Genomic DNA, 14,822 nt, shown 5'->3' on the forward strand with positions numbered 1-14,822 from the left:
GACTTTTACGTCGTATGGTTTAGGTTTTTTAGATTTTAAAGCGGTAAAACAAATCGTTTCATAGCCCTGGAGGGCCACCTTCCCGTTTCACCGGGAAGGACATCAGACTAGTCGAGACTGGTCTTAATGGTTCTCTTCGTGCGCCATCGACAGGTAGACGATGGTCAGCATCATGAAGATGAAGGCCTGCAGGGTGATGATCAGGATGTGGAACACAGCCCACGCCCACTGCAGAACGATGCCCAGGCCGCTAAGCCAGAGCAGACCGCTGCCGAACATCACAGCGATCAGAATGAACACCAGCTCGCCGGCATACATGTTGCCGAACAGTCGCAGGGCCAGGGAAATCGGCTTGGCGACCAGGGTCACGAATTCCAGCAGGAAGTTCACCGGGATCAGCAGGGCTTGAACGAAGATGTTCTTGCTGCCGAACGGGTGCAGGGTCAGCTCGCCGATGAAACCGCCGATGCCCTTGACCTTGATGCTGTAGAAAATGATCAACGCAAATACCGACAGGGCCATGCCCAGGGTAGCGTTCGGGTCAGTGGTCGACACGGCACGGAATGGAATGTGCGCGTCGCCGGAGATCAGGATGGCCAGCTGAGGAATCCAGTCGACCGGGATCAGGTCGACGGCGTTCATCAGGAACACCCAGACGAAGATGGTCAGTGCCAGCGGTGCAATCACCGGGCTACGGCCATGGAAGCTGTCTTTCACGCTGCCATCGACGAATTCGACCAATACTTCAACGAAGTTCTGCAGCGCACCTGGCTGACCGGACGTCGCCTTCTTTGCCGCCATGCGGAAAATCAGGACGAAGATCAGGCCCAATGCGACCGACCAGCCCAGAGTATCCAGGTGGAAAGCCCAGAAGCCCATTTCCTTGGCCTCTGCTGCGGTGTGAGCAAAGCCCCAGCCGCCGTTGGGAAGCTGACCGAAGGTCAGGTTCTGCAAGTGGTGCTGGATATAGCCCGAAGCGGTTGTTTCTGCCATGGTTGCCTCAAACGCCCTAAGGTTTCGAAAGTCTTGTTTTCATTAGCAGGGGAGCGAACCAGCTGACCAATTGGGTCAACACGAAGACGCCAAATACAGCCAGCGGCGCCAATGGCTTCACACCTGCAAAGGTCAGTGCAAACAGCACTGCCGTCAAAATCAGTTTCCCCGCCTCGCCGGCATAAAAAGACCGGACGATAGCCTGGGCTGCTCGGGCGCCGGAAAACCGAAAGGCCCTGTGAGCAAAATACATATTGGGCAGCAAGGCTATCAGGCCCCCGCAGAGTCCTGAATATCCGGCTACGACTCCATGCCAGTACCAAAGCGCCAATGCGGCGATCAGCAAAATGACAAGTTGAGCCAATAGAACCGGAAAAACGGCCAAGCGATGGAACGGCAACGTGTTTGGCGTGCGGGTTTCCATCACTCTTGCTCCTCAATGGTCGGCTGCCGGAAATCAATAACTTGGCATACTTTGTGCCGACAAAATGCGCGCAGAGTATAGGGGCGGTTCTGCCCCTATTCAACTGCCGGGTAGTGATTTCCGATCACGCGCTACATGAGCAATTGTTTCAGCGAATGTTTCAACGGATGTGGGCAAGGACACCTTGAAGCTCGTCGAGGGAGTTATATCCGATAACCAATTGCCCTTTACCTTTCTTGCCGTGGCGAATTTGCACCGCAGAGCCTAGCCGTTCGGCCAGGCGCTGCTCGAGGCGCGCGATATCCGGATCAGGTTTGGCGGTTTCGACCGGTGCAGGTTTGCCGCTCAACCATTGGCGAACCAACGCTTCGGTCTGACGAACGGTAAGCCCGCGTGCGACAACGTGACGCGCCCCTTCAACCTGTTGATTTTCCGGCAAACCGAGCAAAGCACGAGCGTGACCCATTTCCAGGTCGCCGTGGGACAACATGGTCTTGATGACTTCCGGCAGCGCGATCAAACGCAGCAGGTTGGACACAGTCACGCGGGATTTACCCACCGCATCGGCCACTTGTTGCTGGGTCAGCTGGAATTCGTGCTGCAAACGCTGCAACGCGATGGCTTCCTCGATCGGATTGAGGTCTTCACGCTGGATGTTTTCGATCAATGCCATGGCGATGGCCGTTTCATCCGGTACGTCGCGCACCATCGCCGGGATGGTTTCCTTGCCTGCCTGCTGACTGGCGCGCCAGCGACGTTCGCCGGCGATGATTTCAAAGCGGCCACTGCCAATGGGGCGCACCACGATCGGCTGCATCACGCCCTGGGCCTTGATCGAGTTGGCCAGCTCTTCCAGCGCCTGCGGGTCCATGTCCCGGCGCGGCTGGTATTTGCCGCGCTGGATCAGGTCCAGGGGCAAGTGCTGCAGCTCACGTTCGTCGGCCTGCACCGCTTGCTCTTCCAGCGAAGTGACGGTCGGACCACTCAGGAGTGCATCCAGTCCACGTCCGAGACCTCGTTTTTTGACGGCCATGGGGATTCCTTAAGTTGGCTGGGCTGCAGCGGTGCGTGAATTGCGACGTTGGCGACGCACCATCTCGCCGGCCAGCGCCAGGTAGGCAATGGCGCCACGGGATGACTTGTCGTAGGCCAGCGCCGGCATGCCGTAGCTTGGCGCTTCGGCCAGGCGAATGTTGCGTGGAATCACCGTGTCGTAGAGCTGGTCGCCGAAATGTTCCTTGAGCTGCGCCGAGACATCGTTCATCAGGCTCAGGCGCGGGTCGTACATGGTCCGCAGCAGGCCTTCGACTTTCAGGTTCGGGTTGAGCAATTCGGCGATACGCTTGATGTTATCCACAAGGTCGCTCAGGCCTTCGAGCGCAAAGTACTCGCACTGCATGGGGATAATCACCCCATCGGCGGCAACCAGGGCGTTGAGCGTCAGCATCGACAGCGACGGCGGGCAGTCGATCAGGATGTAGTCGTAATTCTCCCGGATCGGCGCCAGGGCGCTGCGCAGACGGCTTTCCTTCATCTGCATTTCCAGCAGCACCACTTCCGCCGCAGTCAGGTCGCGGTTGGCCGGCAGCAGTTGATAACCGCCATGCTCGGAATAGTGCATAGCCTGGCCCAGGTCGCATTCGCCGATCAGCAAGTCGTAGACCGAGTTTTCCAGGCCGTGTTTATCCACACCGCTACCCATGGTGGCGTTGCCCTGTGGATCGAGATCGATCAACAGCACCCGGCGCTTGGTCGCGACCAGGGATGCTGCGAGGTTGATGCAGGTGGTGGTTTTGCCCACGCCACCTTTCTGGTTCGCTATCGCGAATACCTTAGCCATTCTTGCTTGTGTTCCCAATCATGCCGTGCGGCGCAGTATCAGCAGATGGCGTTGGCCTTGGCAACCGGGTACGGCCAAGGCGTGTTCGCTATCGAGGTGGAAGTCTGCCGGCAATGCTAACAGCTCGTCGCTTGGATGGACGCCCTTCATTGCCAGCCAGCGGGTATCGCGGTCGCCCAGGTGGCGAGTCCAGTTGCTGAAGTTCTCCATGCTGCTGAACGCCCGGGAAACAATTCCGTTGAAGGGCTGCTCAGGCGTAAAGGCTTCGACGCGACTGTGGATAACCTGCAGGTTGTCCAGCTTGAGTTCGAGTTTGACCTGGGTCAGGAAGCGGGTTTTCTTGCCGTTGCTGTCCAGGCAGGTCACCTGTGACTCTGGAAACAGGATGGCCAGCGGAATGCCAGGCATGCCGCCGCCGCTGCCGACGTCCAACCAGCGACCGTTTTCGATAAACGGCATCACGCTCAAGCTGTCGAGCAAATGGCGCGAGACCATCTCGTCCGGATTACGCACCGCAGTCAGGTTGTAGGCCTTGTTCCATTTGATCAACAGGGCCAGGTAGCCCATCAGCAACGCGTGCTGGGCTTCGGTCAGGTCTATGCCCAACTGGCGCGCACCTGTGGATAACTCTTCGGCGTGTTGCGAGGTGACCAACGAACTCAAGCGCTTTGCTCCAACTGACGGCCCGCGCCGCGTTTTTTCAAATGAATCATCAACAGTGAAATCGCTGCCGGCGTCACGCCAGGTATGCGCGAAGCCTGGCCGAGCGTCTCCGGCCGAGTTATCCCCAGCTTGCTTTGAATTTCCTTCGACAGCCCGGAAATCCCGGTGTAGTCGATATCCACAGGCAACTTGGTGTTTTCACTGGCGCGCAGACGAGCGATCTCGTCCTGCTGGCGGTCAATGTAACCGGCATACTTGGTTTTGATTTCCACCTGCTCTGCAACCTGCGGATCGTCTGCGCCGCCACCGGTCACTTCGACCAGGCCAGCGTAATCTATCTCCGGACGCGATAGCAGGTTCAGCAAGTTGTATTCATGAGTCAGCGGCGTGCCGAATTTTTCGGCGATCGCATCGCCCTGTTCAGTGCCGGGGCGGACCCAGGTGCTTTTCAGGCGCTGCTCTTCGAGGGTGATGCTCTCGCGTTTTTTGCAAAACGCCGCCCAGCGTGCGTCATCGACCAAACCCAGCTCGCGACCTTTTTCGGTCAGGCGCAGATCGGCATTGTCTTCGCGCAGGATCAGGCGATATTCCGCCCTGGACGTGAACATCCGGTACGGTTCCTGGGTTCCCAGGGTGATCAGGTCGTCGACCAATACGCCGATGTACGCTTCATCGCGACGCGGGCACCAGCCGTCTTTGCCCTGGGCACGCAATGCAGCGTTGGTGCCGGCCAGCAAACCCTGGGCGCCGGCTTCTTCGTAACCGGTAGTGCCGTTGATTTGCCCGGCGAAGAACAGACCGCCGATCACTTTGGTTTCCAGGCTGTATTTCAGGTCACGCGGATCGAAGTAGTCGTACTCGATGGCGTAGCCAGGGCGAACGATGTGGGCGTTTTCCATGCCGCGAATCGATTGCACGATCTGGATTTGTACGTCGAACGGCAGGGAAGTGGAAATCCCGTTCGGGTACAGCTCGTGGGTGGTCAAGCCTTCGGGCTCGATGAAGACCTGGTGGCTTTCCTTGTCGGCAAAGCGGTGGATCTTGTCTTCGATCGACGGGCAATAACGCGGGCCGATCCCTTCGATCACCCCGGAGTACATCGGCGAACGGTCGAGGTTCGCGGCAATGATTTCGTGGGTACGGGCATTGGTGTGGGTGATCCAGCAACTGACTTGTTTCGGATGCTGTGCCTTGGAACCCATGAACGACATGACTGGTATCGGTGTATCACCGGCTTGTTCGGTCATCACCGAAAAATCCACAGAACGCCCGTCGATTCGCGGCGGGGTCCCGGTTTTCAAGCGGCCGACACGCAGCGGCAATTCACGCAGACGGTTTGCCAGGGCAATCGACGGCGGATCGCCGGCGCGCCCACCGGAATAGTTCTGCATGCCGATGTGGATAAGCCCGCCGAGGAACGTGCCGGTGGTCAACACAACGGATTCTGCGTGGAAACGCAGACCCATTTGGGTGACGACGCCGCGTACCTGGTCCTGCTCGACGATCAGGTCGTCCGCTGCCTGTTGAAATATCCATAGGTTCGGCTGGTTTTCCAGGGTTTCACGTACCGCTGCCTTGTACAGAATGCGGTCGGCTTGTGCCCGGGTAGCACGTACGGCCGGGCCTTTGCGGCTGTTCAGCACGCGAAATTGAATACCACCTTTGTCGGTAGCCGTCGCCATCACGCCGCCAAGGGCATCGATTTCCTTGACCAGATGGCTTTTGCCGATGCCACCGATGGCAGGGTTGCAACTCATGGCGCCGAGGGTTTCCACGTTATGCGTCAGCAACAGGGTTTTTACGCCCATGCGCGCTGACGCCAGTGCTGCCTCGGTACCGGCATGACCGCCGCCGATGACGATCACTTCAAAACGGGAAGGGAAATCCACCACGCACCTCGTGCCTGCTTATGTAGGTAATCAGGAATTGTTTGTTGAAAGAGTTTTAGAGCTTTGGCGGCAAGTATAGGGACTTAGCCCTGCCTAAAGAACCCTTTGCACAAAATTTAACCAGCTGTGGATGAAGCACGGACAATAGAAATTAAAAGAGAGAAATATATTAAATCTTTGTTTTTATGTTTATTTCTACTGAGCACCCTTTCTGTGGATAGATCTCTGTAGACCTTTATTTACGTTGTGTACAGCGCTTCAAAAGGTTGTGGTCATGTGCCAATGAGGGGGTTGGATAAGTGACTTAAGCCTGTGGATTAAAGTGATGGTTATCCACAGATGGGTTTTTGCTCAGGTTTCAGGCGTGGTTATCAACTGGGCCCAAGGGCGGTTATTCACAGGGCTTAACTCACAGAAACGGCTGGCTCCAACCGAGGATTTGGCCTCAAGACATCTATTGTGGGAAAACACGAGGGCGGTTAATAATAGCGATTATCATTAACCTATCTTGTCGCGCCTATGTCTCCTCCTTCACACACGACAGCTGTGCAGCACATCTACGAGCAACACCATTCGTGGTTGCATGGGTGGCTCAAAGGCAAGCTGCATAACGCCTGCGATGCGGCCGATGTGGCCCACGATACGTTCGTGCGTATTTTGGGTGGGCGCGACGCTGTGCAGATCCTCGAACCACGGGATTACCTGGCGACCATCGCGAGAGGCCTGGTGATTGATCGCTATCGCCGGCACGCCATCGAGCAGGCATATAAACAAACCCTGGCCGAGCGCCCTGAAGCCACCGCCATCAGTGAAGAAGACAAGGCAATCATCATTGAAACCCTGGTGGCTGTGGACAAGGCGCTGGCCGGCTTGGGGGATCGTTCACGGCGGATCTTCATGCTGTCGCAGATTGAAGGCCTGACTTATCAACAGATCGCCGATCAGCTGCAGGTGTCATTGACCACAGTGAAGAAACACATGATTCGCGCACTGACCGAGTGTTCAGTGATCATGGCCAGTCTGTAATGCCCGCGCCTGATCGCAAGACATTCGAGGCCGCAGCCAGTTGGTACGTGCAGTTTCAAGCGCAATCGCCGACGCCCGCCGACCGGCAGGCCTGGCAGCAATGGCTCAATGGCGACCCTTCCCATCAGGCGGCGTGGAACCAGTTGGAGCAATTGCAGCGCAGCCTCGGCGCCCTGCCCCAGGACTTCACGCGGCGTGCATTAACCGCCACACAACAACGCCGCCAAGTGCTCAAGTGGATGCTGGCACTCGGCGGTACCGGGTATCTGGGCTGGAATGTTCAACGCCATACGTCCCTGGGTAACGTATGGGCCGACTACCGAACGCCTGTGGGTAAACATCGGCGAATCGAACTGGCCGATGGCACTCGAGTTGATCTCAACACTGACACGGCCATTGATGTGCTGTTCGACGCACGCCAACGCTTGATTCGCCTGCGCGAGGGAGAGGTACTTATCCACAGCGGGAAGCGGGCCGGGTACCCGCCGTTATACGTGGAGACGCATCACGGCCGCGTGCAGGCGTTGGGCACTCGATTTACCGTGCGTCAGTTCCCGGATTCCACTCGGGTGGGCGTTCTGGAAGATCGGGTCAACCTGTCCCCCGGCGACCAGCCCGACCGCAGCCGAACGCTGGGTGCGGGTGAATGCGCGGAATTTGATCGACACGCCATAAGGCCCACCCGGCACTATGGCCGCACACAAGCAGCTTGGACCGACGGTCAATTGATCGTGCTCGACGCCAGACTTGGCGATGTCATTGCTGAACTGGCGCGCTATCGCCCGGGCCTGATGCAGTGTGACCAGGCCTGCGCTGGCCTGCGTGTTTCCGGAGCGTTCCGCCTGGACTCGACAGACGCGGTACTGGCCAACCTGCAGGCCACCCTGCCGATTCAGGTGAAGTACTTCACGCGCTATTGGGTTTCAGTCAACCGAATCGGTTGATTGAAAAAATAATCCACAGGGGGGTTATCTTTTTTTTATCTGGCGCGGCCCTTCAGGTAATCACGACGCTACCTTCAGGGCTTACCCATTTATGTGCCTTCCGACCCCGCTACGCCAGCGACTTTCCTGCCGCGCCCTTACCTACGGCCTGCTGCTCGCCACCTCCTGCGGTACGTTGTTATCCACAGGGGTCATGGCCGCCAGCGCGACGCAACACTACGTCATCGCTGCCGGCCCACTGGACAGTGCGCTGAGTCAGTTTGCCGCCAGGGCCAATGTGATTCTGTCGTTCTCGCCTCAACAGACTTCGCGTCTGACCACTTCCGGTCTGGATGGCGATTATTCGGTGGATCAAGGTTTCGCGCTGCTGTTGCAAAACTCGGGGTTGCAGGCCGTCGCCCAGGCACCTGGCAGCTATGGCTTGCAAGCAATACCTACCGGCCAGCTCACCCTCGCACCGACGACCGTAAGCGCGTATCAAACGGATGGGTTCGGTCAGGGGCTTGCGCCGGATGTCGGCTACAAGGCGCAAAACAGCCGTATCGGCACCAAGACCAGTACGCCTCTGTCGCAGACGCCTCGTTCGGTATCGGTGGTGACCGGGCAACGTATCAAGGATCAGAAATCGCAAACACTGACCGAAGTGCTCGGTTACGTACCCGGTATCTTCGCGCCGCCTTTTGCCGCAGGCGACGGGCTGGCGGGCGATCTGTTTTTCATTCGAGGCTTCAACGCTACGGACTACGGCTACGGCCTGCTCAGGGATGGACTACGTGTGCAAGGCAATCGGTACGACACCACCAGTGAGCCTTATGGCCTGGAGCGGGTCGAGGTTTTCCGCGGCCCTTCTTCGCTGCTCTACGGTGAAAACGCGCCGGGCGGCTTGGTCAACCTGGTCAGCAAACATCCGACCGCCAACCCCCAGGGCGAAGTGCAATTGGGGTACGGCTCGAACAACCGGCGCCAGGTGGGTGTGGATATCTCCGGGCCGCTCAATGACAGTGACAATGTCCTCGGTCGCCTGGTGATGCTTGGCCGAAAATCCGATACCCAGACCGACCACGTACCGGACGATCGTATCTACATTGCCCCGTCCCTGACCCTGAATTTTGACGACTACAACACCCTGACCCTGTTGGCCAACTACCAGAAAGACCACACCAATCTGGAACTTGGCCTACCCGCTGCGGGCACCTTACTCACTAATCCCAACGGTAAGCTGTCCAAGCACACCATGCTCGGCGACCCGGATTGGAACACCTTTGAGCGTGAAGCCTGGAGCACTGGCTACGAGTTCAGCCATAGCTTCAACGACGATTGGCAGTTCCGCCAGAACTCGCGGTACATGCAGTCACGTATCGACCGCCATGAAACCTGGCCGAGCGCGCTGAATAACCGGGGCTTCGGCACCCAACTGAACATGACCGCCTACGACCGCTACAACAAATCCATGGTCTATTCCCTGGATAACCAGCTCGAAGGCAAATTCCAGGTCGGCGGGTTGGAAAACACTGTGTTGGTCGGCGCCAGCTACGACCGCACCTCGTTCAACCAGGATTGGGATGCCGGTTTCGCCGGTACCATCAATGTGTATAACCCCGTGTACCTGAGGGACCCGCTCACGCCGATCGCTGTGCAGAACACCTTGCTCGAGCAGCAAATGAAAGGCGTGTACGCCCAGATCCAAAGCAAGTACGACCACTGGCTGTTCCTGCTCGGTGGGCGGCAGGACTGGGTCGACAGCGATTTCCGCGACAAAGTGAACAAGGCCAGCAACATCAGCACCCAAGACCGCAAGTTCACCTATCAGGGTGGTGTGATGTACCAGTTCGACAACGGCCTGACGCCGTATGTCAGCTATTCCACCGCGTTCGTTCCGGTGCAGCAGATTTCCAACGCCGGCGCACCGTTGAAGCCGATCACCAGCAGCCAATATGAAGTGGGCGTGAAGTACGAGCCGATCGGCTGGGACACGGCGATGACACTCTCGGTGTACGACTTGCGCAAACAGGACGACACCTACCTCGATGCCACCACCAACAGTTATCGCCAGGTAGGTGAGAGCCGCGCCAAAGGTGTGGAAGTTGAAATCAACAGCGACCTTACGCCAAACCTGAATGTGACCGCGGCCTACACCTACACTGACGCACGGATTACCAAGGATTCCGCCACTTCCTTGGTAGAAGGGCATCAGATGACCGGCGTTCCGCGCAACCAGGCTTCGGTGTGGAGCAAATACCGCTTCCTCGACGGTCACCTTAAAGGCCTGTCTGTGGGCGGCGGCGTGCGGTATTTCGACAGCACCTTTTCCTACACGGCGCCTACCCTGTACGGCAAGCTGGATGCTGGAAGTGTCACGCTGGTGGATGCAGCGGTGGGGTATCAGATCGATTCGCACTGGTCAGTGGACGTGAACGCCAAGAACCTGTTCGACAAGGAGTACGTAGCCGGTTGCAACGACGCGGGGCGCTGCTATTGGGGCGACAGCCGTACCTTGCTGGGTACGGTGTCCTACAACTGGTAAGCGCGTGACTATTTGCCGATACAGAAGCTGGAAAAGATTCGCCCGAGCAAATCATCGGAACTGAACGCGCCGGTGATCTCCCCCAACAGCTGCTGCGCCTGACGCAAATCCTCAGCCAGCAGCTCCCCTGCCCCTGCCAGGGTCAGCTGTGCTCGCCCGTGCTCCAACGCCGCGCTGGCGTGGCGAAGCGCCTCCAGATGCCTGCGGCGTGCACTGAAGCTGCTCTCCGAGGTCTGCTCATAGCCCATGCACGCCTTGAGATGGTCACGGAGCAACTCCAGGCCATCCCCTGCCGATTTGGCACTGAGGCTGATAGTCACATGGCCATCGTCGCTGGTTTGCATCGCAATGGCCTCACCGGTCAAGTCGGCCTTGTTACGGATCAAGGTGACTTTGGCCGGGTCTGGCCGTTGCTCGAGGAATTCCGGCCACAACGCAAAGGGATCCACAGCCTCGGGGGCCGTCGCATCCACCACCAATAAAACTCGATCTGCTTCGCCGATGGCTTTGAGCGCGCGTTCTACGCCGATTTTTTCCACTTGGTCGTCGGTATCGCGCAATCCGGCCGTATCGACCACGTGCAACGGCATGCCATCTATGTGGATATGTTCGCGCAGGATATCCCGAGTGGTACCGGCAATTTCGGTGACGATGGCCGCCTCGCGCCCCGCCAAAGCATTAAGCAGGCTGGATTTGCCGGCGTTGGGACGACCCGCGATCACCACGGTCATGCCGTCACGCAGCAATGCGCCCTGCCCGGCTTCGCGCAACACTGTGGATAACTCCTCGCGGACTTTATCCAGCATCGCCAGGACGTGGCCATCGGCCAGGAAGTCAATTTCCTCTTCAGGGAAATCAATGGCCGCTTCGACATAGATGCGCAGGCTGATCAACTGCTCAGTCAAGTTATGCACACGCAGCGAAAAAGCCCCCTGCAACGAACGCAATGCGTTGCGCGCAGCCTGTGCAGAACTGGCCTCGATCAGGTCAGCAATGGCTTCGGCCTGGGCCAGGTCGAGTTTGTCGTTAAGGAACGCGCGCTCGCTGAACTCCCCCGGACGGGCCAGGCGGCAGCCCAACTGCAGGCAGCGCTGCAGCAACATATCCAATACGACCGGGCCACCGTGTCCCTGCAGTTCCAGTACATCTTCGCCGGTGAAGGAGTTGGGTCCTGGGAAATACAGCGCCAGGCCCTCATCCAGCACGCTTTGGTCCACATCCAGAAACGGGCCGTAATGGGCATACCGCGGCTTCAACTCGCGCCCACTGATCGCCTTGGCGGCCACGCCTGCGAGCGGCCCGGAAATTCGAACGATACCGACGCCGCCGCGACCTTGAGCGGTTGCGACAGCAGCGATGGTTTCACGAGGAGCGCTCATCAGCAGGTTCCAGAATTAAAGTGGCAGAAAGCAAAACGCCCCACTAGGGGGCGTCTTGAGTGGTTATCCACAGAGTAAATTACGCCTCGGCTTTTTTGGTAGCCGCTTCGATTTTACGTGTGATGTACCACTGTTGGGAGATCGACAACACGTTGTTGACTACCCAGTACAGCACCAGACCTGCCGGGAACCACAGGAAGAAGAAGGTGAAGATGATTGGCATCATTTTCATCACCTTGGCCTGCATCGGATCCGGCGGAGTCGGGTTCAGGCGCTGCTGGATAAACATGGTCGCGCCCATGATGATCGGCAGGATAAAGAACGGGTCTTTGATCGACAGGTCAGTTATCCACAACATGAACGGCGCCTGGCGCATTTCCACGCTTTCCAGGAGTACCCAGTAAAGCGACAGGAATACCGGCATCTGCACCAGAATCGGCAAGCAACCACCCAACGGGTTGATCTTCTCTTTCTTGTACAGCTCCATCATGGCCTGCGACATTTTCTGCCGGTCGTCACCATGCTGCTCTTTCAGCGCAGCCAGCTTCGGCGCCACGGCACGCATGCGCGCCATCGACTTGTAGCTGGCGGCTGACAGCGGGAAGAAGATCCCCTTGATCAGCATGGTCAGGAAAATGATCGAGAAACCCCAATTACCCACAATGCTGTGGATATGTTGCAGCAGCCAGAAAATCGGCTGGGCAATGAACCAGAGGAAGCCGTAATCCACAGTCAGTTCCAGACCTGGGGACAACTCTTTCAGCACGGCCTGGCTTTTCGGGCCGGCGTACAGGGTGGCACTGGTTTCAGCCTTGGCGCCGGGTGCGACGGTCAACGCCGGGCCAGTAAAGCCAATGATGTAGTTGCCCTGGCTGTCCTTGCGGGTTTGAACCAGGTTCGCGTCACCCTTGTTCGGGATCCATGCGGTCACGAAGTAGTGCTGCAGCCAGGCTACCCAGCCACCTTGAACGGTTTCCTTCAGCGCGCCCTTGTCGATGTCTTTCATCGACACTTTTTTGTACGGCTCGTTACTTGTCCACAGGGCAGCGCCTAGGTAAGTCGCAGTGCCGGTGGCGGTGCTGGAGGAAGGATCGGAGCTGGCGTCACGCTTGAGCTGGGCAAACAGGTTGCCGCTCCAGGCTTTGTCGCTGGTGTTGTCGATCAGGTAAGTGACCTTCAGATCGTACAAACCACGCGTGAAGCTGAAACGCTTGATGTAATTGACGCCGTCGAGGCTGAATTTCAGGTCGACGTTCAGCTGGTTCTGGCCATCAGCCAGTTGATAGCTTTTCTGCTCGGTCGAATAAATCGGACGACCGGTAGCACGCGCATCCGGACCATTGGTGCCGGTCAGGCCGCTTTGCGCCAGATAGGTACGTTCACCGCCGTTATCGAACAGCTGGAACGGAACATCCGGGTGGTCCTGGCGACGTGGATAAAGCGGCAGCTTCAGCTGTGCGATATCACCGCCCTGCGGGTCGATAGCCAGGTCGAGCACATCCGTTTTCACGTGGATGAGGTCTTTGTTGGTGACCACTGGCGTTTCTAACGGGGCACTTGTCTCGCCATTCGCGCTGGGAACATCGGCACTCGCGGACGCATTGTTACCCAGCGGGGTGTCCGGAATAGCCGGCGCAGCCTGATTGGTAGCAACATTCTGAGTCGGCAGGGCAGCCTGGCCATAGTCTTGGTTCCATTTCAGGACCATGACGTAGGACACGATTGCCAGGGCGACGATCAGGATCGTGCGTTTAATATCCATGATTACTCGGCCATCGAAGAGGAACGGGAGGTAGGGATAGGCGGAACCGGGTCATAACCACCGGGATTCCACGGATGACAGCGACCTAAACGACGAAAGGTCAGCCAGCCACCGCGCAGAAGACCATGATTTTCTATGGCCTCTAACGCGTAGCAGGAACAACTGGGGTAGAAACGACAGTGGCTGGCCATCAGAGGACTAATGGCATAGCGATAAAACTGGATCGGAACGAGGGCCAGTTTACGCATCGGTACTGTCTACCCCTACAGTTTCGGTGCTGACTGCTGGTGCTGGTTTGTGGGTACGCGCCAGACGTTTCCAGAGCTTGCCGAAATGCTGAATCAATTCGGGGTTTTCTACATCCCCCAAGCCTTTGCGCGCGACGATAACAATATCCCAACCAACCAGAGTGTCCTGGTGGAGGCGAAACGATTCGCGCATCAGACGCTTGAGGCGATTGCGCTCAACGGAGAGCTTTACGCTCTTCTTGCCGATCACCAACCCGAGACGGGGGTGATCAAGATCGTTGTTACGCGCAAGGAGCAGGAGATTTTTCCCCGGAACCTTGCCGGTGGGGGAGTCAAAGACTGCCTTGAAATGCCGGGGGGTTAGCAGACGCTTTTCCCGACTGAAGTCCTGACTCACCACCAGTACCGGATTATCAAACTGCCAGACGCGCACGACCTTTGGCGCGGCGACGCGACAGGACAGCACGGCCGTTCTTGGTAGCCATGCGAGCACGGAAGCCGTGAGTACGGGCGCGTTTGATGGTGCTTGGTTGGAAAGTACGTTTCATGGCGTTGTTACCTGGTTCGTCCACAACGGGCCGGAATGGCCCCCGTTTTAAGAGACCGGCGATTCTAGAGAAAGCAAGCCTCTAGGTCAATTTCCAACCAGCTTTTCCTTTAATTAGTTCTCTGACGGCCACGTCAGCCTTTCTGTCCGCTTCTCTTCCATGAGCGGCATAGATATAAAAATAAAGAAGGAAGTTATTTAAAGCTTTTCTGTAAAGCTTATAAAAGCTAGGGGGGCGATCTGCTGTGGATAACTGTCTTTAGGCCTTATTCCACCTGATGTACAGAGAATGACAACACGGGGGAGAAACGGTGCTCTGCCTGTGCTGCGCTGTCGGATAAGCTGTGTGTGGAATGGCTTGTTATCCACAGGCCAGTTACCCACAGACTTTCGACCCCAGTTGTGCAACGAGCTCAAGGGCGGTTATCCACAGAGCTTATTCACAGACCGCCGGTCGCCTTTTTCCAGGATAAGACGTTGATTTTGGATGGCCTGTGCGCAACCTTCATGTGGATAAGTGGGCGGCTGGTCGCTACAATGGCGGTTGTTTTTGCCTCACCGGCTTTCAACTTAGGGGATATCC

14 protein-coding genes are annotated in these 14,822 nt (G+C 57.5%); 3 read left to right on the top strand and 11 right to left on the bottom strand.

The features are described 5' to 3' along the window. Positions 1 to 123: 123 nt before the first annotated feature. The 6 genes from atpB to mnmG form a co-directional block, all read right to left on the bottom strand. Positions 124 to 993, bottom strand: a complete 870-nt coding sequence (atpB, locus tag C4J84_RS26140) for a F0F1 ATP synthase subunit A (protein WP_057725770.1) — start codon at positions 991 to 993, stop codon at positions 124 to 126. 16 nt (positions 994 to 1,009) lie between these two features. Further along, positions 1,010 to 1,417 (bottom strand): F0F1 ATP synthase subunit I, encoded by a 408-nt coding sequence (locus tag C4J84_RS26145; protein ID WP_043048220.1) that lies wholly within the window; start codon positions 1,415 to 1,417, stop codon positions 1,010 to 1,012. 160 nt (positions 1,418 to 1,577) lie between these two features. Further along, positions 1,578 to 2,450 (bottom strand): ParB/RepB/Spo0J family partition protein, encoded by an 873-nt coding sequence (locus tag C4J84_RS26150; protein WP_124365074.1) that lies wholly within the window; start codon positions 2,448 to 2,450, stop codon positions 1,578 to 1,580. A 9-nt stretch (positions 2,451 to 2,459) separates the two neighbouring features. Beyond that, positions 2,460 to 3,257, bottom strand: coding sequence for a ParA family protein (locus C4J84_RS26155; RefSeq protein WP_057725767.1), 798 nt, complete (start codon positions 3,255 to 3,257; stop codon positions 2,460 to 2,462). A gap of 18 nt (positions 3,258 to 3,275) precedes the next feature. Further along, the gene (gene rsmG, locus C4J84_RS26160; RefSeq protein ID WP_124368916.1) at positions 3,276 to 3,920 is read right to left on the bottom strand and encodes a 16S rRNA (guanine(527)-N(7))-methyltransferase RsmG; all 645 of its coding nucleotides are present in this window, start codon (positions 3,918 to 3,920) and stop codon (positions 3,276 to 3,278) included. After that, positions 3,917 to 5,809 (bottom strand): tRNA uridine-5-carboxymethylaminomethyl(34) synthesis enzyme MnmG, encoded by a 1,893-nt coding sequence (gene mnmG, locus C4J84_RS26165; protein WP_124436295.1) that lies wholly within the window; start codon positions 5,807 to 5,809, stop codon positions 3,917 to 3,919. Before mnmG ends, rsmG begins: the two co-directional genes overlap by 4 nt. Positions 5,810 to 6,328: 519 nt before the next feature. Here mnmG and C4J84_RS26170 point away from each other — a divergent pair. The 3 genes from C4J84_RS26170 to C4J84_RS26180 all read left to right on the top strand — a co-directional run bounded on the left by C4J84_RS26170 (position 6,329) and on the right by C4J84_RS26180 (position 10,303). Further along, on the top strand, positions 6,329 to 6,835 hold the full coding sequence (locus C4J84_RS26170; RefSeq protein ID WP_124436296.1) for a sigma-70 family RNA polymerase sigma factor: 507 nt from the start codon (positions 6,329 to 6,331) through the stop codon (positions 6,833 to 6,835). Next, positions 6,835 to 7,779 carry a FecR domain-containing protein gene (locus tag C4J84_RS26175; RefSeq protein ID WP_124436297.1) on the top strand — a complete coding sequence of 315 codons (945 nt, stop codon included), beginning with the start codon at positions 6,835 to 6,837 and terminating at the stop codon, positions 7,777 to 7,779. The genes C4J84_RS26170 and C4J84_RS26175 overlap by 1 nt, the downstream gene beginning before the upstream one ends. A gap of 193 nt (positions 7,780 to 7,972) precedes the next feature. Beyond that, positions 7,973 to 10,303, top strand: a complete 2,331-nt coding sequence (locus C4J84_RS26180) for a TonB-dependent siderophore receptor (protein ID WP_372238211.1) — start codon at positions 7,973 to 7,975, stop codon at positions 10,301 to 10,303. A gap of 8 nt (positions 10,304 to 10,311) precedes the next feature. Here the strand turns inward: C4J84_RS26180 and mnmE are convergent, their stop codons facing one another. From mnmE to rpmH, 5 genes are all read right to left on the bottom strand, one after another. Then, entirely contained in the window at positions 10,312 to 11,682 is a 1,371-nt protein-coding gene (gene mnmE / locus C4J84_RS26185; RefSeq protein ID WP_124436299.1) for a tRNA uridine-5-carboxymethylaminomethyl(34) synthesis GTPase MnmE, read from the bottom strand. 79 nt (positions 11,683 to 11,761) lie between these two features. Further along, entirely contained in the window at positions 11,762 to 13,444 is a 1,683-nt protein-coding gene (gene yidC / locus C4J84_RS26190; RefSeq protein WP_124365081.1) for a membrane protein insertase YidC, read from the bottom strand. 2 nt (positions 13,445 to 13,446) lie between these two features. Continuing rightward, a complete protein-coding gene (gene yidD / locus C4J84_RS26195) occupies positions 13,447 to 13,692 on the bottom strand; it encodes a membrane protein insertion efficiency factor YidD (RefSeq protein WP_010207715.1) in 246 nt (81 codons plus the stop codon). After that, positions 13,685 to 14,092 (bottom strand): ribonuclease P protein component, encoded by a 408-nt coding sequence (gene rnpA / locus C4J84_RS26200; RefSeq protein WP_372238030.1) that lies wholly within the window; start codon positions 14,090 to 14,092, stop codon positions 13,685 to 13,687. Before rnpA ends, yidD begins: the two co-directional genes overlap by 8 nt. A gap of 13 nt (positions 14,093 to 14,105) precedes the next feature. Continuing rightward, a complete protein-coding gene (gene rpmH, locus C4J84_RS26205; RefSeq protein WP_003213577.1) occupies positions 14,106 to 14,240 on the bottom strand; it encodes a 50S ribosomal protein L34 in 135 nt (44 codons plus the stop codon). Between the last annotated feature and the right edge of the window lie 582 nt (positions 14,241 to 14,822).

The sequence above is a fragment of the Pseudomonas sp. R11-23-07 genome, assembly GCF_003852295.1.
Taxonomy (GTDB): Bacteria; Pseudomonadota; Gammaproteobacteria; order Pseudomonadales; family Pseudomonadaceae; genus Aquipseudomonas.